12 protein-coding genes are annotated in these 21,482 nt (G+C 60.8%); 9 read left to right on the top strand and 3 right to left on the bottom strand.

Going from position 1 to position 21,482, the window contains the following annotated elements; all coding sequences use genetic code 11:
- The first annotated feature begins 152 nt into the window (after window positions 1-152).
- From HNQ50_RS06555 to HNQ50_RS06525, 8 genes are all read left to right on the top strand, one after another.
- Window positions 153-1,292: an XdhC family protein gene (locus tag HNQ50_RS06555; protein ID WP_184098792.1), complete on the top strand. Its 1,140-nt coding sequence runs from the start codon at window positions 153-155 to the stop codon at window positions 1,290-1,292.
- Entirely contained in the window at window positions 1,289-1,987 is a 699-nt protein-coding gene (locus HNQ50_RS06550; RefSeq protein WP_184098790.1) for a nucleotidyltransferase family protein, read from the top strand. Before HNQ50_RS06555 ends, HNQ50_RS06550 begins: the two co-directional genes overlap by 4 nt.
- Window positions 1,984-2,298, top strand: coding sequence for a twin-arginine translocation signal domain-containing protein (locus HNQ50_RS22050; RefSeq protein ID WP_246428605.1), 315 nt, complete (start codon window positions 1,984-1,986; stop codon window positions 2,296-2,298). Before HNQ50_RS06550 ends, HNQ50_RS22050 begins: the two co-directional genes overlap by 4 nt.
- Window positions 2,262-2,624, top strand: a complete 363-nt coding sequence (locus tag HNQ50_RS22045; RefSeq protein WP_308419141.1) for a 2Fe-2S iron-sulfur cluster-binding protein — start codon at window positions 2,262-2,264, stop codon at window positions 2,622-2,624. The genes HNQ50_RS22050 and HNQ50_RS22045 overlap by 37 nt, the downstream gene beginning before the upstream one ends.
- Window positions 2,621-3,580 (top strand): FAD binding domain-containing protein, encoded by a 960-nt coding sequence (locus HNQ50_RS06540; RefSeq protein ID WP_184098788.1) that lies wholly within the window; start codon window positions 2,621-2,623, stop codon window positions 3,578-3,580. The genes HNQ50_RS22045 and HNQ50_RS06540 overlap by 4 nt, the downstream gene beginning before the upstream one ends.
- A gap of 13 nt (window positions 3,581-3,593) precedes the next feature.
- Window positions 3,594-5,801, top strand: coding sequence for a xanthine dehydrogenase family protein molybdopterin-binding subunit (locus tag HNQ50_RS06535; RefSeq protein WP_184098786.1), 2,208 nt, complete (start codon window positions 3,594-3,596; stop codon window positions 5,799-5,801).
- A gap of 446 nt (window positions 5,802-6,247) precedes the next feature.
- Window positions 6,248-8,917 (top strand): bifunctional acetaldehyde-CoA/alcohol dehydrogenase, encoded by a 2,670-nt coding sequence (adhE, locus tag HNQ50_RS06530; RefSeq protein ID WP_184098784.1) that lies wholly within the window; start codon window positions 6,248-6,250, stop codon window positions 8,915-8,917.
- 155 nt (window positions 8,918-9,072) lie between these two features.
- On the top strand, window positions 9,073-9,954 hold the full coding sequence (locus HNQ50_RS06525; protein ID WP_184098782.1) for a DMT family transporter: 882 nt from the start codon (window positions 9,073-9,075) through the stop codon (window positions 9,952-9,954).
- A gap of 3 nt (window positions 9,955-9,957) precedes the next feature.
- Here HNQ50_RS06525 and HNQ50_RS06520 read toward each other — a convergent pair whose 3' ends face one another.
- The 3 genes from HNQ50_RS06520 to HNQ50_RS06510 form a co-directional block, all read right to left on the bottom strand.
- The gene (locus HNQ50_RS06520; protein ID WP_184098780.1) at window positions 9,958-11,898 is read right to left on the bottom strand and encodes a DUF6600 domain-containing protein; all 1,941 of its coding nucleotides are present in this window, start codon (window positions 11,896-11,898) and stop codon (window positions 9,958-9,960) included.
- A gap of 174 nt (window positions 11,899-12,072) precedes the next feature.
- Complete coding sequence (locus HNQ50_RS06515) at window positions 12,073-13,986, bottom strand: ATP-binding cassette domain-containing protein (RefSeq protein WP_184098778.1); 1,914 nt, start codon at window positions 13,984-13,986, stop codon at window positions 12,073-12,075.
- 84 nt (window positions 13,987-14,070) lie between these two features.
- Window positions 14,071-16,302: a DUF1631 family protein gene (locus tag HNQ50_RS06510; RefSeq protein WP_184098776.1), complete on the bottom strand. Its 2,232-nt coding sequence runs from the start codon at window positions 16,300-16,302 to the stop codon at window positions 14,071-14,073.
- Window positions 16,303-16,624: 322 nt separating this feature from the next.
- Between HNQ50_RS06510 and HNQ50_RS06505 the strand changes: the two genes are divergently transcribed.
- Window positions 16,625-21,379, top strand: coding sequence for an NAD-glutamate dehydrogenase (locus HNQ50_RS06505; protein ID WP_184098773.1), 4,755 nt, complete (start codon window positions 16,625-16,627; stop codon window positions 21,377-21,379).
- Window positions 21,380-21,482: the final 103 nt, after the last annotated feature.

Below are 21,482 nucleotides of genomic sequence, written 5' to 3'. Positions count from 1 at the left end.
GCCTGCCCGGTGTTGTGCTGTGCGCGCCAGCCTACAGCGGATACTGGCCGCCTTGTCAGATAAACACCTACGAAAAGTGCGGGACAGTGCTGACGGCCCCAGCCTGCTCACAGGTTCAGAGTGAGAATCCGGATGGCTTGCAGGAGGCTGATGTGAACACGGTTCCCGGGATGGTCGAGACCATCGGCGCGGCCTTGGCCAGAGGCGAAGACGTGGTGCTGGCTACCGTGGTCAAGGTCGAAAACTCGGCCTATCGCCGCCCCGGTGCGCGCATGCTGGTATGTGCTGACGGTCAGCATGCCGGCACGGTCAGTGGTGGCTGTCTTGAGGCAGACATCGTCCGCAAGGCCTGGTGGCTCACCGCTGGCGGTGCGCCGGTGGTTTGCCGCTATGACACCAGTGCCGGCGCTGAGGCCGAATGGACATTTGGTCTGGGTTGCAACGGTGCGGTGCATATTCTGCTGGAGCACGTGGGGCAGCAGTCGCCGCAGTGGCACTGGCTGCAGGAAATCGCCCTGCAGCGACAGCCTGGCGCCTGTGCCGTGGTCATCGGTCGCAATGGCGTGAGTAATCTGGAGATCGGGCAACGCCTGTTTGTGGCGCCGGGCGGGGTACGTTCGGGTCGCCTTGAAGATGGCAGCTTGCAGGAGCGCATCTTTGCCGATCTTGCCGCCGTGCTGGCGGCGGGCGCGTCGCGAGAGTCCAGTTATCAAACCGAAGGTGGCGAGGTGACATTTTTTCTGGAAGTACTCGCCCCGCCCCCGCATCTGGTCATCTTTGGCGCAGGACATGATGCCGTGCCGCTGGTGCATATGGCCGCAGAACTGGGCTGGATCATCACCGTGGCCGATGCACGCAGCCACTTTGCCCGCCCTGCCCGTTTTGCCAGCGCAGATCAGGTCTCGATTCTGGATCTGGATGAAGTGGTCGCATCGTCCGGCATCACCCGCGCCAGTGCGGCCGTCATCATGACCCACAGCTACGAGCAGGATCTGCGCATCCTGGCGCAATTGCTGGAAGTGCCGCCGCGTTACCTCGGCCAACTGGGCCCGCGTTCGCGCACCATGCGCTTGCTGGAAGAGCTGGGCGCCCGGAGCAAAGCGCAAGCCCTGGTCGAATCGGGCGTGCTGCATTACCCGGTCGGGCTGGATATCGGCGCAGAGACGCCGGCAGAAGTCGCTTTGGCCATCCTGGCCGAAATCAAGGCCGCGCTGGGTGCCTGCACGGGGGGCATGCTGGTTGCCCGTGATGGCGCTATCCACCGCGACGCCGCACTGGAAACTCCATCATGACACAGCAAAAACAGCAGACCGATGCCCTGCACCAGCCAGGCAATCAGCAAGGGTTGGTTGGCGTCTTGCTGGCGGCAGGGCGTTCCAGCCGCTTTGGTTCACCCAAACTGCTGCACCCGCTGGGTGACGGTAGTCGCCTGGGAGTACGCAGCGCCATCAATCTGGTGGATGCCGTGCCGTATTCCGTGGCCGTGGTCTCGCCGCGACAGGTCCTGTTGCGTTATCTGCTTGAAGCGGCTGGGCTACACGTACTGGAGTTTGGCGGTGAACATACCGGCATGGGCGATAGTCTGGCCTGGGCTGTCCAGCACACGCCCCACGCGGCGGGCTGGGTGGTAGCGCTGGCCGACATGCCCTTTATCCAGCCTGACACCATTCGCCAGGTGGCACGTCGGCTGGCGACGGGCAGTGCGCTGGTGGTGCCCGCCTTCAATGGCCGGCGCAGGCATCCGGTCGGCTTTGCCGGACATTACTTCAACCAGCTGGCCGAACTGCAGGGGGATGCCGGCGCCCGCGTCCTGATTGAACGGGACGCCGCAGCCGCGCAATTTTTGCCGGTTGCCGATCCGGGCGTGCATCTGGATATCGATAGCCGTGACGATCTGGCGCGGATGGATCGCACGCGGATTCCCTCCCCCTCGCCGCGCTGGCGCGATAGCGAGCGCACACCGCCACTGACAGGAGCGCGTCGATGAACCGGCCCGATCAACCCGCCGACCCCACCCGGCGCAATTTGCTCAAGGCCAGTGCCGCACTGGCATCGCTCGGGGTACCGGGGACGGCACTGGCGGTAGACAGCACCTCCGCATCCGCGCCCGCCCCAACCCGCCCGACCCGCTTTGTCATCAACGGACATCGTATGGACGCCACTGTAGATACGCGCACCACGTTGCTGGATCTCTTGCGTGAACATCTACATCTGACCGGCACCAAAAAGGCTGTGATCACGGCCAGTGCGGGGCCTGCACGGTGCTGGTCAATGGCCGGCGCATCAATAGCTGTCTGACTCTGGCGGTGATGTGCGAGGGGGATGACATCACCACGATTGAAGGTCTGGCGCATGGCGGGCAATTGCACCCGTTGCAGCAGGCATTTATTGAGCATGACGGGTTTCAGTGCGGCTATTGCACCTGCGGGCAGATTTGTTCCGCCATCGGCATGCTGGCTGAGGCGCGCGCCGGCATGCCCAGCCATGTCACCGCCGATCTGACTGCCAATACCACGCTTGGCGCGGCAGAAATCCGCGAGCGCATGAGCGGCAATATCTGTCGTTGTTCGGCTTACCCGAATATCGTCGCGGCCATACGCAGTGTGGCGGGAGATGCAGCGTGATCCCCTTTAGCTATGAGCGCGCCACAGACCCCGCAGCCGCCGCGCGCGCGGCCGCCCAGCCAGGTGCGCGGTTGATTGCCGGCGGCACCAATTTGCTGGACTTGATGAAGCTGCAAATCGAAAAACCGCTGCATCTGGTCGATATCTCCCGCTTGCCACTCCAGCATATTGAGGCCACACCGGAAGGCGGTCTGCGTATTGGCGCCATGGTACGCAACAGCGATCTCGCCGCTGACCTGCGCATCCGCCGGGACTATGCCGTGCTAAGCCGCGCGTTGCTGGCTGGGGCATCGGGCCAGTTACGCAATATGGCCACGACGGGTGGCAATCTACTGCAACGCACGCGCTGCAATTATTTTTATACCCCCGGTCTGCCTTGCAACAAGCGCGAGCCCGGCACCGGGTGTGCCGCCATGCAAGGCGTGAACCGCATGAACGCGGTCCTGGGCGGTAGCGATCAATGCATAGCCGTGCATCCGTCCGATATGGCGGTGGCCATGCGCGTGCTCGATGCCCAGGTCGAGACCGTCAACGCTGCCGGCCAGCGCCGGGTGATCCCGATTGCGGACTTTCACCGCCTGCCAGGCAATACGCCGCAGCAAGAACACAATCTGGCGGCCGGGGAGCTCATCACGGCCGTGGTGTTGCCGCCGCCGGTCAAAGGCGTGCAGGTGTATCGCAAAGTACGGGATCGGGCCTCTTATGCGTTTGCGCTGGTCTCTGTGGCTGCGCTGGTAGAACGGCAAGATGGGCGGATTGTTTCTGCGCGCTTTGCCTTGGGTGGCGTAGCCCCCAAGCCCTGGCGGGTGACTGCGGCCGAACAGGCCCTGCTGGCCGACGGCGCCATTGACCACGCGGCAGATGTACTACTGGCTGGCGCCCGTGGCCACGGTGGTAATGATTTCAAGATTGATCTGGCACGGCGCACCTTGCGTGCGACGCTGGTCCAGGCTTAAGGCGGGGTGCGTCATGGATATGTCGGTACCTGCGGGCAATAACCCCATTGATGACAATCGCCAGGGATTGATCGGCAAACCGCTGGATCGGGTTGACGGGCACCTGAAAGTGACCGGACAAGCCACCTATGCCTATGAGTATGCCGAAGCCGGGGTGCCGTTATATGGGTTTGTGGTAACCGCCACGATAGCCAAAGGGCGTATCCGCACTATCGATACACGGACCGCCGAGCGTCTGGCTGGGGTGCGGCTGGTGCTCACCTGGCGCGATATGCCACCACAAGGCCGCAAAGAGTCCGGCGCCGCGCCGCAACTGGTCGATGAGCAGGTGCTGCATTTTGGGCAGCCGGTGGCGCTGGTGGTGGCAGAGAGTTTTGAGGTCGCCCGCGCCGGCGCAGCGCTGGTCAGTGTGGATTACGAGGCCGCACCAGGTGTTTATGATCTGGCCGCAGCCAAAGACACCGCCCGCACGCCTAAACCCGGACTGCAAGCGCCAGACTCCGCACTGGGTGATTTTGGGCAAGCCTTTGCCAGCGCCCCGGTACAGGTTGATGAAATCTGGTCCACACCGCATCAATCCCACGCCATGATGGAGCCGCACGCCACGCTGGCGGTCTGGCATGGCGACCAGCTAACGCTGTACACCTCCAACCAGATGCTGACCCAGGCGCAGGCCACCATTGCGCATACATTCCAGATTGAGGTCACGCAAGTGCGGGTGGTGAGTCGCTATATTGGCGGCGGGTTCGGGGCCAAGTTACAAGTGCATGCCGACGCCATTCTGGCCGCCGCTGCGGCCCGCAAGCTGCAGCGGCCGGTCAAGCTGGCACTCACCCGCCAGCAAGTATTTCACGTCACCACGCACCGCTCCGCCACCATCCAGCGCGTGCGATTGGGGGCAGATCAGCAAGGCCGTCTGCAAGCCATTGCCCATGAAAGCTGGAGCGGCAATACCGAGGGCGAAAACGGCTATGAATCTGCCGCCACCCAAACCCGCTCTTTGTACGCGGCGCCCAATCGCCAAACCGCCCACCGTCTCGCTACGCTGGATTTGCCGGTCGCCTCGGCCATGCGCGCGCCAGGTGAGGCCGTGGGTCTGCTGGCACTGGAATGTGCCATGGATGAACTGGCGGAAAAACTCAAACTGGACCCGATTGAACTGCGTCGCCGTAACGAACCCACCGTAGACCCGGAACGCCATGTGCCGTATTCAGTGCGGCAACTGGTCGGCTGTATGGACGAAGGTGCGCGCCGTTTCGGCTGGGATCGGCGCAACCCGGTGCCGGCGCAGGTGCGCGACGGGCGCTGGCTGGTGGGGCTGGGCATGGCGGCCGCCATCCGCAGTAACTTCTTGCGCCCTTCTCAGGCCACGGCGCGCGTGGATAGCGACGGCATGGTGACCATCAAAATGGCCATGACCGATATCGGCACAGGCAGCTACACCGTCTTTACCCAGGTGGCCGCAGAAATGCTGGGGGTGCCGCCCGCCCGCGTGAAGATGCTGCTGGGCGATACCGAGTTCCCGGCTGCCGCGGGCTCTGGCGGCTCGTTTGGCGCGGCCAGCGGCGGCTCTGCCGCGTTTGAGGCGTGCGATGCGTTACGCCAAAAGCTGGCGCTATTGGCTGGGTTTGATCCGGCAACCGCCCTGTTTGCCAATGGCATGGTCAGTAACGGCCAGCAAAGCCGCAGCCTGGCATCGCTGGCGGGCGCACAAGGCGTAGAGGCCGCAGGCGCGATCGGGCCGGGTGATCTGGCGCGAAAGTTCTCCCAGCAAGCCTATGGTGCGCATTTTGTGGAAGTGGGCGTAGATAGGGACACGGGGGAAATCCGCGTGCGCCGCATGCTCTCTGTCTTTGCGGCCGGGCGCATTCTGAATCAGAAAACCGCGCGCTCACAGGCTTTGGGCGGGATGACCTTTGGCATTGGGGCAGCGCTGATGGAAGACACCGCACCGGATCCGCATTGTGGCGTGTTCAGTAATCATGATCTGGCGCAGTATCACGTTCCGGCCCATGCGGACGTGCCGGAACTGGAGGTGGTGTTCTTGCCGGAAACAGACGACAAGGCCAATCCGCTCAAGATCAAAGGTATTGGTGAGTTGGGCATTTGCGGCGCGGGCGCGGCCGTGGCGAACGCCATTTACAACGCCTGCGGTGTAAGGGTGCGTGATTATCCCGTTACCCTGGACAAGCTTTTACCCTACCTGCCCGCGCAAGCCTGACGCTGCACCGGTCTGTGACATGAAATAAAACACCCTGAAACTACGGCATTTGTAGCGTTGTTTTGTTACATAATCGCGCTGATACTGGCTGCCCTGTCTTGTTGTTTTCCCGGTTTTTCCTGTTTTGCACGGCGCAATGCCGATGCATTCCTCTTGCTGTTTTCCTTGCAAAAACTTCCCAGTATATGCCCCGACCCAGCCCGTCGCGCGGGGACAATTCCTGTGTTTCTCGTAAGTTGATCAAGTACTGAGACAGATCAAATTTTGCAGTGCGTAATGACGATATCGTATACGCCGAAATGACTATCTATCGCTTCGGACTGGCTGTTTAGCCGCGATGCAACTATTCAATATGGATGCCGGTAAATAGTTGGCAGCATGCTTTTTGCATAAAGCGCACCATGGCTGCAAGTGCTGCAAAAGGAATTCATTCAAGGAGGTTCACAATGGCTGTAACCAACATTCAGGAACTTGATGCCCTGGTCGCGCGGGTCAAAAAAGCCCAGCAGAAATTTGCTACCTACTCGCAAGAACAGGTGGATGAAATTTTCCGCAGCGCTGCACTGGCTATCGCTGATGCCCGTATCCCGCTGGCCCGCATGGCCGTGACGGAAACCGGCATGGGCGTGCTGGAAGACAAGGTTATCAAGAACCACTTTGCCTCCGAGTACATCTACAACGCCTACAAGGACGAAAAAACCTGCGGCGTGCTGTCAGTAGATGATGTTTACGGCACCATGACCATTGCCGAGCCCATCGGCATCATCTGCGGGATCGTGCCGACCACCAACCCGACCTCTACCGCCATTTTCAAGGCGCTGATTTCTCTCAAGACCCGTAACGGCATCATCTTCAGCCCGCACCCGCGCGCCAAAAAGGCCACGTGTGAAGCAGCGCGCCTGGTGCTGGAAGCCGCGGTTGCAGCCGGTGCGCCCAAAGACATTATTGGCTGGATTGACGCCCCGTCGGTGGAGTTGTCCAACGCGCTGATGCATCACAAGGACGTCAACCTGATCCTGGCCACCGGTGGCCCAGGCATGGTGCGTGCCGCCTATTCGTCCGGCAAGCCGGCGATTGGTGTGGGTGCAGGTAACACACCGGTGGTGGTGGATGAAACGGCGGACATCAAGCGCATGGTGGCGTCCATTCTGATGTCCAAGACGTTTGATAACGGTGTGGTGTGCGCGTCCGAGCAGTCCGTGATTATTGTGGACGAAGTCTACGATACGGCCCGTGACCGCTTTGCCAAATCGGGCGGCTATATCCTCAACAAGAAAGAAACCGAGGCCGTGCGCAAGGTAATCTTGATTGATGGCGGCCTGAACGCCGGCATTGTGGGCCAGTCTGCGGTGAAGATTGCAGAAATGGCCGGCATCAAGGTGCCGCCGTATACCAAGGTATTGATTGGTGAAGTGTCGTCCGTGGGTGAAGAAGAAGCCTTCGCGCATGAAAAGCTCTCCCCGACTCTGGCCATGTATCGCGCCAAAGACTTCCATGACGCTGTGGAAAAAGCCGAGGCGCTGGTGGCGCTGGGCGGCATTGGTCACACCTCTGCCCTCTATACCGATCAGGATTTGCAGGAAGAGCGGATCAAGTATTTCGGCGACAAGATGAAGACCGCCCGGATTCTGATCAATACCCCTTCCTCTCAAGGTGGTATCGGTGACTTGTACAACTTCAAGCTGGCCCCGTCGCTGACGCTGGGTTGTGGCTCCTGGGGTGGCAACTCGATTTCCGAGAACGTCGGCCCCAAGCACTTGATCAACAAGAAAACCGTCGCCAAGAGAGCCGAGAACATGCTGTGGCACAAGGTCCCCAAGAGCATCTATTTCCGTCGCGGTTGTTTGCCGTTTGCGCTGGAAGACATGGCGGGCAAGAAGCGTGCATCTATCGTGACCGGTCCGTACCTCTTCAACAACGGCTATTGCGATGAAACCATCCGCATCCTCAAGCAGATGGGCATGGAAGTTGAAGTATTTTATGAAGTTGAAGCCGACCCGACGCTGGAAGTGGTCCGCAAGGGTGTGCATGCGCTGAACGTGTTCAAGCCGGACGTGATCATTGCCCTGGGTGGCGGCAGCCCGATGGATGCGGCCAAGATCATGTGGGTGATGTACGAACATCCGGAAGTGCATTTTGAGGATCTGGCACTGCGCTTCATGGATATCCGCAAGCGTATCTACAAGTTCCCGAAAATGGGGATCAAGGCCGAGCTGGTCGCCATTCCGACAACCTCGGGCACTGGCTCTGAAGTAACGCCGTTTGCGGTGGTGACGGATGAAAAAACCGGCATGAAGTACCCGATTGCCGACTATGAACTCACCCCCAATATGGCCATTATTGATGCCAATCTGGTCATGGACATGCCCAAGAGCCTGACCGCTTTTGGTGGTATCGATGCGGTGACCCACGCGCTGGAAGCCTATGTGTCGGTGATGGCAAACGAGTATTCGGATGCGCAAGGACTGCAAGCGCTGCGTCTGCTCAAGCAGTATCTGCCGTCTGCCTACTCTAACGGTGCGCAAGACCCGAAAGCGCGGGAAGAAGTCCACAACGCCGCCACCATTGCCGGTATTGCCTTCGCCAACGCGTTCCTGGGTGTTTGCCACTCGATGGCTCACAAGATTGGTGCCGAGTTCGGTCTGGCGCACGGTCTGGCCAACGCATTGCTGATCTCTAACGTGGTGCGTTACAACTCGGTGGATATCCCGACCAAGCAAGCAGCGTTCAGTCAGTATGACCGCCCGATGGCCAAGTGCCGTTATGCCGATGTGGCCGAGCATCTGGGCTTCACCGGCAAGAACGACGATGAGAAGGTCGAGGCGCTGATTGCCTGGATTGAAGAGCTCAAGGGCGTGCTGGGTATTCCGGCATCGATCCAGGCCGCCGGCGTGCCAGAAGCCTTGTTCTTGTCCAAGCTGGAGCAAGTGGCTGAAGAAGCGTTTGACGACCAGTGTACCGGCGCCAATCCGCGTTACCCGCTGATCTCTGAGCTCAAGCAGATCTTGCTGGATAGCTACTATGGCCGCCCTTACGTAGAGGCCTACGAGCGGGACGTGGTGGTGGAAGAAGTGGTGGCCAAGGCACAAGCCTCGGCCAAGGCGGCTTCCAAGTAAGCGCCTGATCCCTTCTGGCTGCAAAAAAGCCCCGGTTCGCCGGGGTTTTTTGTTGTCTGGTGTTTCTTTTTTGTTGCGTCGCAAACGCATGTGCGGCAGACAGAAAGGCGAGCAGGTACGATCAACGCCCTCGCCCGCCTGATGTTTGCCCAGCCGTGACCACTCACCGTTTTGCCCGTATCGCCCCGGCCTTGTTTGTGTTGCTCTGGAGTAGCGGCTTTGTTGGCGCGCGCCTGGGTATACCGTGGGCGCCACCCATGCATTTTCTGGTGGCCCGCTTTGCGCTGGTTCTGCTGCTACTGGGGCTGTCGGCCCCGTTACTGCGGGTGCAATGGCCGCGCGGCCGCCTGCTGGGCCATGTCATCGCGGCGGGATTGCTGGTGCAGACGGGCTATTTCGCCGGTGTATTCCAGGCGATGCATCACGGGCTTTCTGCTGGCATGGTGGCGTTGATTGCCGGCCTGCAACCAGTAGTCGTCAGTGTGGTTGCCGGTCTGGTGCTGGATGAAAAGCGTGGCTGGCGCCAATGGTTGGGCCTGCTGTTGGGTCTGGCCGGCGTGCTGTTGGTCATTGAGCACAAGCTGGGCCAAGGGGTGATTACGCTGGCGGGTGTGGCGTTTTGTCTGTTGGCACTGCTGAGCATTAGCCTGGGAACGGTCTATCAGAAGCGTTTCTGTGCCGGCGTGGATGTCAGTGCCACCTCCATCGTTCATTGCGTGATATCGCTCCTGGTGCTGGCCCCCATCGCGCTGATCGAACCGGGCGCCATTGTCTGGCATGGCGCGTTTATTTTTGCCCTGCTCTGGGTCTCGCTGGTGGTGTCGATCGGGGCGATCGGCATATTGTTGTGGTTACTGCGCCATGGCGAAGCCGGGCAGGTCTCAGGATTGTTTTTCCTGGTCCCGCCCACCACCGCCATCATTGCCTGGCTGACCTTTGGCGAGGCGATATCCGGCCTGATGTGGCTGGGCATGATGATCGCCATGCTGGGGGTCTGGCTTGCCCGTTCGCCGGGCCGGATGGCCTTGCCAGAATAGTCCTTACTGATCCTTGTGCTGCGGTTCCTCTTTGGGCTGTGGCCGGTGCGTGGGCGCCGGGTGGTGGTCGTCGTTATGGCCCTGTTGCGGTTTGGCGGGCTGCGTCGGCCGGTTGTCATGCGACCAGGAGGATTGTCCCGTGGGTGCGGGATGAGGCACTTCCTGGGTTTGCCGCTGCGCTTGCGGCCGGGCCTCTTCCTGCGGGCGTGGTTGCGCTTGTTGCTGTGGGCGCGGCTGGTCTTGCACCGGGTTGCTGCGCTCATGCACCTGCGGTGGCTCGGTCTGGCGACTCTGCACGGCCGGTTGTTCGCGCGGATTGGTGGGCGGATGCGGCACGTTATTTGCCGGTGCGGCCGCCTGCGGCTTCTGGCCAGGTTCCTGTTGCGGCGGGCGTTGAGGCTGGCCTGAAACCGCAGGTAACGGCCGTGTTGCGTGGACTGGCTCGTTGCCTGCGGGATGGTTCTGGCCGACAACATTGATCTGGGGTGCTGGCGCAGTGGCATGCGTGGTTTGCAGTGCGGGCCCGGCGCCCGGTACAGCGGCGTGCGCCGCGTAGCGACCGGCCAGATCATCCCTTGCGGCAAACGGTTGTGGCGGTGTGTGCGTACTGACTACGGCCCGGTTAAAAGCAATGTTGTGCACTGCGGGTGCGGGTTTGGCGTTGCCCACCACACTTTGCGCCACGGGGGCTACGCCGGGCGCATTATTGAATTGCGCGTGGGTAAATTGCTGCGGGTTGAATGTGGCAACCGCCGCTTGTACCGGCCGGCCATGCACAAAGTTGTTGGCTGCCATGCCGTTGATGGCGTTCGGCGCGGCTTGATTGACGTACACCGTCTTGTTGACCGTGACATTGTTGATCGTTCGGTTGATGTTGGTGATGTACGTCGGGCTGGTGGCATAGGCCGGGCGATACGCTTCGCCAGGGCCAAGGGGGAGCCACGCCACACCGGGGCCGCCACCAATGGTGATATGGACTGAGGCATTGATGCCGCCGGCAAAAGCAACCAGTGCCGGCGCGTACACCGGGCGTGGTTCTGGCCGGCCAGGCACCCAGCACCAGCGGCTACCCAGGTAGGCCCAGCGGCCGTAGTGGAATGGCGCAAAACCCCAGGGCGCGTCATCGACCCAGGTCCAACCCCAAGGGGCAACCCACACCCAGTGGCCAAAGCGGTACGGGGCCCAGCCCACAATCGTGGTGTGCGGCACCCAGACCGGGCCGTAATCGGCTACAGTTTGCCAGGTGCCGTTGTCATCCAGGCTTTCATAACCGGTGACGTCACGCGGGACATAACGCGCGCTAACGGAGGCGTCTTCGCGATGGTCACGCCCGTTTGCCCATTCATCAAACTGATCGTAGGGCGGGTTAACCGTCGCGGCCAGTTCTTGCAGATCGGCGCCGGTCCAGGAAACCTGATCGCCGTCATGCAGATTAAAACTGTTGCCATTGCTGCCCAGCGCAGTGCCATTGCCCTGCCGCACGGTGATGCGCGTGGTATTGCCATTGGGGTCAACATCCAGCCGGTAATCACCAGGGCTGTTGATCACAAACGCCAGGTTGGGGGTGTCAATTTCGACATGCTGGCCGCTGTAGAGATTACGCACGCGCAGACCAAGTGCGCCTTGCGTTACTTTGAGTTGCGTGTTGTTGTCGTCCAGCGCCAGGAAAGACAAGCTGGTCTGGTCGCCAAGGCGCAGCGCCGTGGCGCCGGTATGTAATTCCGCGCGGCCACCCTGGTCGACCCAGAGTTGATCGCCGGCGGTCATGGGGCGGTTAATGGGGGCGTAGGCCCAGTCGCTGCTGCCAGCGGGGGCGAAGGTCACGCTGCCTTGCACCTCGTTGAGCCGTGCCACTTCAGAAGGCGGGTCATCCGCCAGAGCGGGCCCTGCCAGCAGACTGGCCAGCAAGGCCAGGCTACCTAGAAGATGAGATCGGTGGGTCATGGCGGGTCCTCTTGTTCCGGGCTTTCTATGTTCGTTTAACGGTCAGGATGACGGCCACGTTGATGTAGATACAGTAAGCGATATCACAATCATGCAACCAAATGTGCAAAAGGCGACCCCGGAAGGGTCGCCTTTTGTGTGTTAAATCCTCTTCAAAAACAGAGGATTAGACCGTTATTCTACGGTGATTTCTTCAAGTCGGGATGAGACGTCCAGCCAGTTCAACTCCACCTCTTCCAACTGGGTAGAAACGTCAGCCTTGCGCCGCAGTGCAGTTTGCAGCGCCTCTTTATTGGCCGGGTCATAAATGGATTCGTCGGCCAGTTTTGCGGTGAGTTCGTCGTTTTCTACGGTCAACACGGCCATCTGTTTTTCAATTTTGGCCAGTTGCTGTTCCAGCGGTTTGCGCAAACCAGCCAGCCGCTGGCGAGCCTCCGCTTCGGCGCGCTTTTGCGCTTTGCGGTCGATGCGCTGCTCACTGTCGCCCGCATCCTGGGTTTCGTTAACCGCTTGCTGGGCAGCACGTACTTCCTGGCTGTAGCGGGTGTAATCGTCCAGATCGCCATCGAACGGCCGCACGGTGCCATTTTCAATCAGCCAGAAATCATCCACCGTGGCGCGCAGCAAATGCCGATCGTGCGAGACCACAATGATGGCGCCATCAAAGTCTTGCAGCGCAAGGGTAAGCGCCTGGCGCATTTCAATATCCAGGTGGTTGGTTGGCTCATCCAGCAGCAAGAGATTGGGGCGTTGCCAGATCAGCAAGGCCAGTGCCAGGCGGGCTTTTTCACCGCCAGAAAAGGGTTCAACCGGGCTGGAGGCCATCTCGCCCCGGAAATCAAACCCACCCAGGAAATTGCGCAACTCTTGTTCGCGAGTCACCGGGTCCAGCTTTTGCATATGCCACAGTGCGGATTCGTCCAGCCGCAGCGCGTCGACCTGGTGCTGGGCGAAATAACCAATTTTCAGGCCCTTGCCTTCCACGCGCTTGCCATCGAGCAAGTCGCGCTCTGCCGCCAGAGTCTTGATGAGCGTAGATTTGCCCGCGCCATTGACACCCAGCAAACCCAGGCGCGCCGTGTTTTGCAGGCTCAGATTCAAGCTGGACAAAATGGGCGATGCCACCGAATAACCGGCACTGCCGTTTTCCAGTCTGACCAGCGGGTTCGGGCTGGACTCGGGTTCGCGGAAGGTGAAGCTGAAGGGAGAATCGACATGGGCAGCGGCAATGCGCTCCATGCGTTCCAGTGCTTTGACCCGGCTTTGCGCCTGGCGGGCCTTGGAAGCCTTGGCTTTGAAGCGGTCGACAAACTTTTGCAAATGGGCGATTTCGCGCTGTTGCTTGTCAAAAGCTTGTTGCTGTTGCGCCAGTTTTTGCGCGCGCTGGTTTTCAAAGTCTTCGTAATTGCCGGTGTACAGCGTTAGCGCACCATCGCCCACATGCAAGATGGCGTTGACGGTGGAATCCAGAAAGTCCCGATCGTGCGAAATGATCAGCAGCATGCCCTGATAGCTGCGCAGCCAGTTTTCCAGCCAGACCACCGTTTCCAGGTCCAGATGGTTGGTGGGCTCGTCCAGCAGCAGAATGTCTGAGCGACACATCAGCGCTTGCGCCAGGTTCAGCCGCATGCGCCAGCCGCCAGAGAAATCCGAAACCGGCTTGCTCATTTCGGCTTGCGAGAACCCCAGGCCGGATAACAACCGTGCCGCCCGTGCCTGCGCGGTGTAGCCGTCCATGGCGTCCAGGCGGGCCAGCAATTCACCGTGCTGCAGGCCGTCGCCCTCATGGGCGGCCAGTTCGTTCTGTACGGCACGCAATTCGCTGTCGCCGTCCAGTACGTAATCCAGTGCAGAGCAAGAAAGTGCTGGTGTTTCCTGGGCAACGTGACCAATGGTCAGGCGTGGCGGGAGTTCCAGGTCACCACTGTCCGGGTGTAGTTCGCCGCGCAAAAGGCCAAAGAAGCTGGATTTGCCTGCGCCGTTGGCGCCAACCACGCCGACCTTGCTGCCGGGGTACAGGGTGAGTTCAGCGCGATCCAGCAATACTTTGGTGCCGCGCCGCAGAGTCAGGGATTTGAGTCGGATCATGGGCGCATTTTACCAGATGCCGCGCAACAAAAAGCCCGGCATGGCCGGGCTTTTGCAAGTCGCACTACGGTGGGCGCTGCTGGCTTAGGCGGCCAGTTGTTCCTTGAGTTGATTGAGTGCGCGTTCCGTGGCGGAGCCATCGCGTTGCAAGCGTTGCAGACGGCCACTGGCCAGATGCATTTCCAGGTCGCCCCGTGTCAGCGTCAAGCCGTTTTCGCCAGCACGGTTGGTGAACAGATAGCGTGTGCCCAGCGGGCTGATCCATGACAGGCGCAGGCGACGTTCTTCGCCATCATCGGCAGTCCAGGAGAGCCACTCGCCGCGCTTGGGCAGCAGATCGTTGTCTTCGGCGGCGGGTGCGGCAGCCTCTGCCACTGCGGCAGCAAAGGAAATAGCTGGTTCGGCCTGAATGACCGGCGCGGTTTCAGTGGCTTGCGGCATGGCATGCATGGTGACGCTGGCGCCCACGCCTTGCGGTGCGGACGGTGGCGGCAGCACAGGTGCCGGTGCGGTTTCCAGCGCAGCCTGACGCAAACCGGTGCGGATAGCTGAGGCGTGGCAATTCACCAGTTCCGAGAAAAACGCACGCGAGGCGGTCTGATCCATGCCAGTTTCGGTTACGCCCTGCTCCAGAATCTTGAGCATGCCAGGCAGAAGGTTTACCAGTTGCAGGCGCTCTTCCGGACCACGCTTGGCTTGCAGGCTCCACAGCAGATCGTCCAGCGCTTTCTGGCGCTGGGCAAATACCGGATCTGCCTCACCATTCGGCCCCCAGGCTTTGGCCATGGCGGGTGCCCACCATTGGGTCAGGAAGTCCGCAACCAGTGGCGGTACTTCCCCGGCGCGGGCCAGGCGGCTTTGCACCAGCGTGGTGGCGGTGGCGCTGGCAATTTCTGCAACTTCGGTTTGCAGCAGATCGTCTGCGGCAGCGCTGGCTTTTTGTTCCAGCGCAGCGGCTTCTTCGGCCAGGAAGCGCTTGATGTCGGCCAGTGCGGTATCAAAAACACCGACTTCATCTTCAAAGTGATCGGCAATCCAGGCCACCACACCACTGAACTTGGCAAACTTTGGGTCGGTGTCGTCGGGCTCGCCGTCGTAATCCAGGAAGGCTTCTTCCAGCAAGTCGATCAACTGACGGGCCGGGTGTGCTTTGCGGGCAAAGAAGCTGCCATCAAGCATGGATACTTTCAGCACCGGAATCTGCAGGCGAGCCAACAGGCCCTTGGCTGCGTTCGGCAGGCGCTGGTCTTCAAACAAACGGTCAAACAGCATGGACACCAGATCGAAGGTCATGGTGTCGACGCGGTTAAGCTCATTCACCCAGCGGGTGGTCCGCAATACGCTCAGCAGGTTTTCCGGCTGGCCATTGGTGGCAAGACCGGCGTTGGGCGGATCGCGCTGCAGGTTGTTCAGAAAGCCAAACCACTCCGGACGCAGCGAGCTTTGGGTCTGCGGCTGCATGTTGCCCGCAGCCAGTTGCTGCAAGTGGGCAACCAGTTCTGGTGTTACGGCATAGCCCGGCATCTGCTGGCCGTAGCCGCCGCCGTATTGTTGCTGGTTGCCGTAACTCCCCTGGTCATAACCGGCTTGTGTACCGGCATCCGGTACGCGATCACCCATATAAGGGGCACGTGCTGGCGCACGGCTCACCGGGCCGCGCACCGGGGCCGGATGAACATTACGCTGGATCAGGAACTGGTTGAGATCGGTATAAACCTTGGAAATCTGGCCCGACAGATTGGTTTCCAGCGCCTTCATGGCGGCAAGACGGGCGCCAATGCCGCTTTCAAACACCCGGCAAGCGGCCATCACGGCTTCGCAGATGACATCCGGGCTGAGCGGATTGGAGGCAGACGCATCGTCCGACAGCGGCATCAGGCGCGCCAGACGTTGTTCCAGTTGTTGCAGCGTGTCACCGCCAGAATTTTTCAGGGCAGTGGCCACCCCGCTGGCGGTCAGGCTTTCTTCGTAATCGTCGTTGGCGACCAGCGAGAGTTCGCCCAGCGACTGGGTTACCTTGAAAAAGGTACCGTTGCTGGTTTTGCCTTCAAGGCGCTGCGCAAAGGTTTCCAGAAACTGCTGGCGGAATGCGCTCAGAATGACGGCGCGCTTGTCTTGCAACTCGGAACGAGCGGCAAAGTAGGTGTCGCGCAACTTGTTGTCATAGGTGTTTTCGGCCAGCGTGAAGAACGTCTCTTCCAGCTGGGTAAAGAACCCCTCCATGGATTGCGAGAGCAGCTTGAGCGCCATGTCACGGCACGCAACCAGCGTGTCGTTCGGCGTTGGGCTACCCCGGACATCTCGGGCGGAATTCATCAGGCACTCCAATGACAGTTTCAGGCAATGGTAGGCATATTAGCTCATTGTTATATATATCCGTTCTACCGCTCGGCATCTCGTAAGGATCATCTGTCGTTTTTGAGAATGAATCATCCCAAGTGCCGACCCTGTCATATGCCGGCGGGTCGGCCACTATCACGCACCCTTGAATCTGTGTCGAATCAGGACTATTCCCAATGCGGGAAACCCCGTTGGCGACGCCCTGACGCTCCGTATACAGTCAGTCAGGTTCTGCGGGCTGACATCCAGCCGCAGCGCCGATTTGATGACAGTCCTGCTTTGATCAAGGATGGCTGCAATGACTCAAAATAAATCCCGTACGATGCATGCCACCGGCATTCTCGAAAGTGTACTCCAGCTCGCTGGCGATGACACCGACCTGCTGTCCTTCTTGCGGTTCTGGAGCGCCGACCTGCCGGAAGAAGACTTCGCCGCCCACGCGCCAACTGACTGGCTGGGCGCAGCGCAAGCCCATCAGCGCCTCGGCCAGCGACGGTTGCCCGACCAGCCGCTGGTTCGTATCTATAACCCCACCCCGCCCGAGCATGGCTGGCAGTCATCGCATACGGTGGTGGAACTGGTGGTCCCCAATCTCCCCTTTCTGGTCGATACCGTCAGCATGGCACTGGCGCGGGCGGGCTATACCGTCCATCTCGTGCTGCACCCGGTTTTGCATGTAAAGCGGGACGCCAGTGGCGATCTGCAAAGGCTGGATGCCGCTGGGGTGGCCGAATCCTGGATGCATTTCGAGATCGATCGGGAGACTGATCCGGCCGCACTGCAATCTCTGCAATCGAATATTGAAGTCGTTCTGGCCACGCTGGCCTCGGTCATTGCGGACTGGCCCCGCATGAAGGCGCGCATTGCGGCCTGCCGGGATGACCTGGCGAGCAATCCCCCGCCGGTAGATGCCGCCGAGCTGGACGAAACCCGGGCGTTTCTGGCCTGGTTGCTGGATGACCATTTTGTCATTCTGGGTACGCGCGACTACCAGTTGAGTGCCGATGGGCAGGCGCTGATGAGCGAACCCAACTCCGGCCATGGCTTGCTGCGCAACGGCAATGCCGCTGAACCATCACGCGCATTTGCCCAACTGGCGCCGGAATTGCGTGCCCTGGCGTATAGCGCGCAAACATTGCTGATCCTGACCAAGTCGGATTCGCGCTCGACCATTCACCGGCCAGCCTATCTGGATGTGGTCATCATCAAGCGCGTTGATGCCAGCGGCAAAGTGGTGGGTGAATTGCGGCTATTGGGTCTTTACACGGCCGCTGCTTATACACAGCCCCCGCGTGAAGTGCCGGTTGCACGCCGCAAGATTGACGCAGTCCTGCTGCAAAGTGGCGTGGACCTGAGTGGTCACCGTGGCAAGGCCATGCTCAATATTCTGGACACCTGGCCGCGCGATGAGCTGATGGAAACCGGCGTCGACGATCTGGCCCGGATTGTCTCGGCCGTGGTGGGCCTGCATGAGCGCAACCGTGTGCGCGTTCTGTTCCGGGACGACATTTACCGGCGGTACGTTTCGGTGATGTTCTATGTGGCGCGCGACAACTACACCACCGAGGTACGCACCCGCATCCAGCAATTGTTGCTGGAGCGCATGGGTGGCGAGAGTTGTGATTTCAATGTGTTGTTGAGTGATTCACCGCTGGCGCGCATTCATTTCATCGTGCGCCTGCCGCATGGCGTCTGGCCGGACTATGACGCGCAAGCCATTGAAGGCGAAATCGCTCTGATTGCGCAGCGCTGGCAAGACGAACTGCGTTACAGCTTGCTGCAACACAGCGGCGAAGAAGTCGGCGCGGCACGCTATCAACGCTACCAGCGGGCGTTTCCGCCGGCGTACACCAGCGATTTCAATGCCCGGGTGGCGGTGTATGACATTGATGCACTGGAAGAACTCTCTGAAATCAGCCCGTTGGCCGCCACACTGACACCCGCCAGTCGCACTGACACCCGCCAGTGGCGCATCAAGCTGTTTCACGGCAAAGACATCGCCATTTCTGACTATATCCCGCTCCTGGAAAATCTGGCTGTGCGCGTGCTGGACGAGCGCCCGTATGTCCTGCAAATGGAGGATGGCGCGCGGGTCTGGATTATCGATATCGGCATTCAATTGCCCGTAGCCGGTGCGCTGGAAGACGCTGCGGCGCGGCAGCGCTTTCTGGAGGCATTCCGCGCGGTCTTCAATGGCCGCAGCGAGAACGACAGTTTTAACCGGCTGGTACTGCAAGCCGGCCTGGCCTGGCGTGAGGTACTGGTATTGCGAGCCTATGCCCGCTGGCTTAAGCAGCTTAACCTGCGCAACGCCGTCGATACCCTGGCCGATTGCTTGCTGACGCATGCCGCCATCGCGCGCGATCTGGTGCGATTGTTCTATCTGAGGCACGACCCGGCAGCAGTGGATGACCTTGCGGCCGATACGCTCAGCGAGCAACTGGCCACCCACATCAGCGCCCTACCTGTGGCCGATGATGAAAAAGCACTGGGTGCTTTCCGGGGCGCTATCGAGGCCACGGTGCGGACCAGTCACTTTCAGCCCGCACCAGACGGCCTGCCGCGCGGCCATTTGTCACTCAAGATTGCCTCCGCCCGCGTGCCGGGCATGCCGCAACCCGCCCCCTTGTTCGAGATTTTTGTGTACTCCACCGAGGTCGAGGGCGTGCACCTGCGTGGCGGCAAGGTGGCACGTGGCGGCTTGCGCTGGTCCGACCGGCGTGACGATTTCCGCACCGAAGTGCTGGGCCTTGTAAAGGCGCAAATGGTGAAGAACACGGTGATTGTGCCGGTCGGCTCTAAGGGTGGATTCATCGTCAAAAATCCGCCGGCCGAGCGCGAGGCGTGGCTCGCCCGGGGCGTGGAGTGCTACAAGGGCTTCATTCGTGGCTTGCTGGACCTGACCGACAACCTGGTGGATGGCAAGGTGGTGCCGCCCGCCCATACATACCGGCGCGATGAAGATGACCCCTACCTGGTAGTCGCGGCCGACAAGGGCACCGCAACGTTCTCTGACGTGGCGAACGGCCTGGCGCAGGACTACGGCTTCTGGCTGGATGACGCCTTTGCCAGCGGTGGTTCGGTGGGGTACGACCACAAGAAAATGGGCATTACCGCCCGTGGTGCATGGGTTTCTGTGGCGCGGCATTTTCGCGAACTGGGTATTGATGTGGCGACCCAGCCCTTCACCGCGATTGGCATTGGCGACATGTCTGGTGACGTGTTCGGCAATGGCATGTTACGTTCGACCGCAGCACGGCTGGTGGCCGCGTTTGATCACCGCCATATTTTCATCGATCCCGATCCGGATGCGGCAGCGTCCTTCAAGGAGCGTGAGCGCCTGTACAACCTGCCCCGCTCTTCCTGGGCAGATTACGATGCGGCGCTGATTTCTGAGGGCGGCGGCGTCTGGCCGCGCACGGTCAAGAGCATTCCGCTGTCAGCGCAAATGAAGTCCCTGTTGCAGGTGGACGTCGCTGCCCTGGAACCAACGGCCCTGATTAATATGTTGCTGCGCGCTCCAGTTGATCTTTTGTACAACGGCGGCATTGGCACTTACGTCAAAGCGTCCACCCAGTCCCAGGCGGAGGCCAATGATCGCGGCAACGATATCTTGCGTGTGGATGGCCGGGACTTGCGTTGCAAAGTGTTTGGCGAGGGCGGCAACCTGGGGATGACCCAACTGGGGCGGATTGAATACGCCTTGAGTGGCGGGCGCGTCTTCACCGATGCCATTGATAACTCGGCGGGTGTGGATTGCTCCGACCATGAGGTCAACATCAAGATTCTGCTCGGACGGATCATGAGTGCGGGCGATCTGACACTCAAGCAGCGCAACACTCTGCTGGCCGAAATGACCGATGACGTCGGGCACTTGGTACTACGGGATAACGAACTGCAAACCCTGGCGCTGTCGCTGGAGGCCGAGCAATCAACCTCATTGCTCAGCGTACACCAGCGCTTCATGCAACAGCTTGAAGCGCGCGGCAAGTTGTCGCGCCGGCTGGAATACCTGCCGACCGACAGCCAGTGCCTGGATCGCCAGCAGGCGGGCGCCGGGCTGACCGGACCGGAACTGGCGGTGCTGCTGGCCTACGCCAAGATGGTGTTAAGCGAAGACCTGCTGCAGAGCGAATTGCCGGATGATCCACAATGGGACTCCCTGCTGGCGGATTATTTTCCGAAACTTCTGGTCGAGCGTTTTGGCAGTCGCCTTGGCGAGCACCCACTACGCCGCGAAATTGTCGCCACCATCCTGACCAATCACGCGGTGAACCGGCAAGGGGTCACGTTTGCGTTCCGTCTGAGTGAAGAAGCCGAGCGACATCCAGCGCAGGTGATCAAGGCGCTGGTGCTGGCCGAAGGCTTGCTGGGCGGGGAACAACTGGCACTGGCTGCCGAAGCGTTACCAGGCGGGGTATCGGCCAGCACGCAATATGCGCTGCTGCAGATTCTGCGCCGGCAGACCGAGCGCGCCACCCGCTGGGTATTACAAGCACCGGAAGTGGCGGAAGATACGGCGTTTGTCGCCGCAGTGCGTGATGCCCTGGCTGGCCTGGCGCAGTGGCTGGCTGATCCGGAGCGGGCAAACACCCGGCGTGATGCCTGGGTGGCGCAAGGCGTGCCGCTGGCACTGGCGGCGCAGGTGCTGGCGGTGGAGTACGCCGGTCCACTGCTGGAACTGGGGCGCGACGAGGTCTTGCGGCGCGCCTTGACCGAGCGCTTGCAGTTATATCTGCAACTGGACGTCCTGCTTGGGTTTGACTGGATGAACGCCGCCATTGAAGGTCTGCCGCGGGACAATCGCTGGCAAGCACTGGCCCGGTTGGCGGCGCGGGACGACCTGCAGCGCCTGCATGCCCGGCTGGTGGATCATGCCTGGCAAGGCAGCGACGGCACAGTGGCGGCGCGGCTGGAGGCATGGCAAACGGTGCACGAGGCGGCCGTAGGCGCCTGGCAGCGCATGCTGGAAGAACTCAAGGCCAGTCCGACTGATCTGGCCATGATTTCTGCGGCATTGCGTGAGGCGCGGCATCGACTGATCGACGATTGAAAAGGCCAGGTGCGCCGGCCCATCCGGGTCGGCGCGGTGATCATGGGTGGCCCACACCCTTTTTATCCGGCAGCGTGTCGCCGGATTTTTTTATTTTTCTGCG

The sequence above is a fragment of the Silvimonas terrae genome (assembly GCF_014202765.1).
GTDB lineage: Bacteria > Pseudomonadota > Gammaproteobacteria > Burkholderiales > Chitinibacteraceae > Silvimonas > Silvimonas terrae.
Note: the sequence above shows the minus strand (reverse complement) of the source record. Positions and strands in the feature narration are given on the sequence as shown.

What these genes read in the sequence shown, in the direction of transcription:
- HNQ50_RS06520 (WP_184098780.1), bottom strand. Translation starts at nt 11,898, where the DNA reads ATGACCCACCGATCTCATCTTCTAGGTAGCCTGGCCTTGCTGGCCAGT.
- HNQ50_RS06510 (WP_184098776.1), bottom strand. Translation starts at nt 16,302, where the DNA reads ATGAATTCCGCCCGAGATGTCCGGGGTAGCCCAACGCCGAACGACACG.
- HNQ50_RS06535 (WP_184098786.1), top strand. Translation starts at nt 3,594, where the DNA reads ATGGATATGTCGGTACCTGCGGGCAATAACCCCATTGATGACAATCGC.
- HNQ50_RS22050 (WP_246428605.1), top strand. Translation starts at nt 1,984, where the DNA reads ATGAACCGGCCCGATCAACCCGCCGACCCCACCCGGCGCAATTTGCTC.
- HNQ50_RS06550 (WP_184098790.1), top strand. Translation starts at nt 1,289, where the DNA reads ATGACACAGCAAAAACAGCAGACCGATGCCCTGCACCAGCCAGGCAAT.
- HNQ50_RS06515 (WP_184098778.1), bottom strand. Translation starts at nt 13,986, where the DNA reads ATGATCCGACTCAAATCCCTGACTCTGCGGCGCGGCACCAAAGTATTG.
- HNQ50_RS06505 (WP_184098773.1), top strand. Translation starts at nt 16,625, where the DNA reads ATGACTCAAAATAAATCCCGTACGATGCATGCCACCGGCATTCTCGAA.
- adhE (WP_184098784.1), top strand. Translation starts at nt 6,248, where the DNA reads ATGGCTGTAACCAACATTCAGGAACTTGATGCCCTGGTCGCGCGGGTC.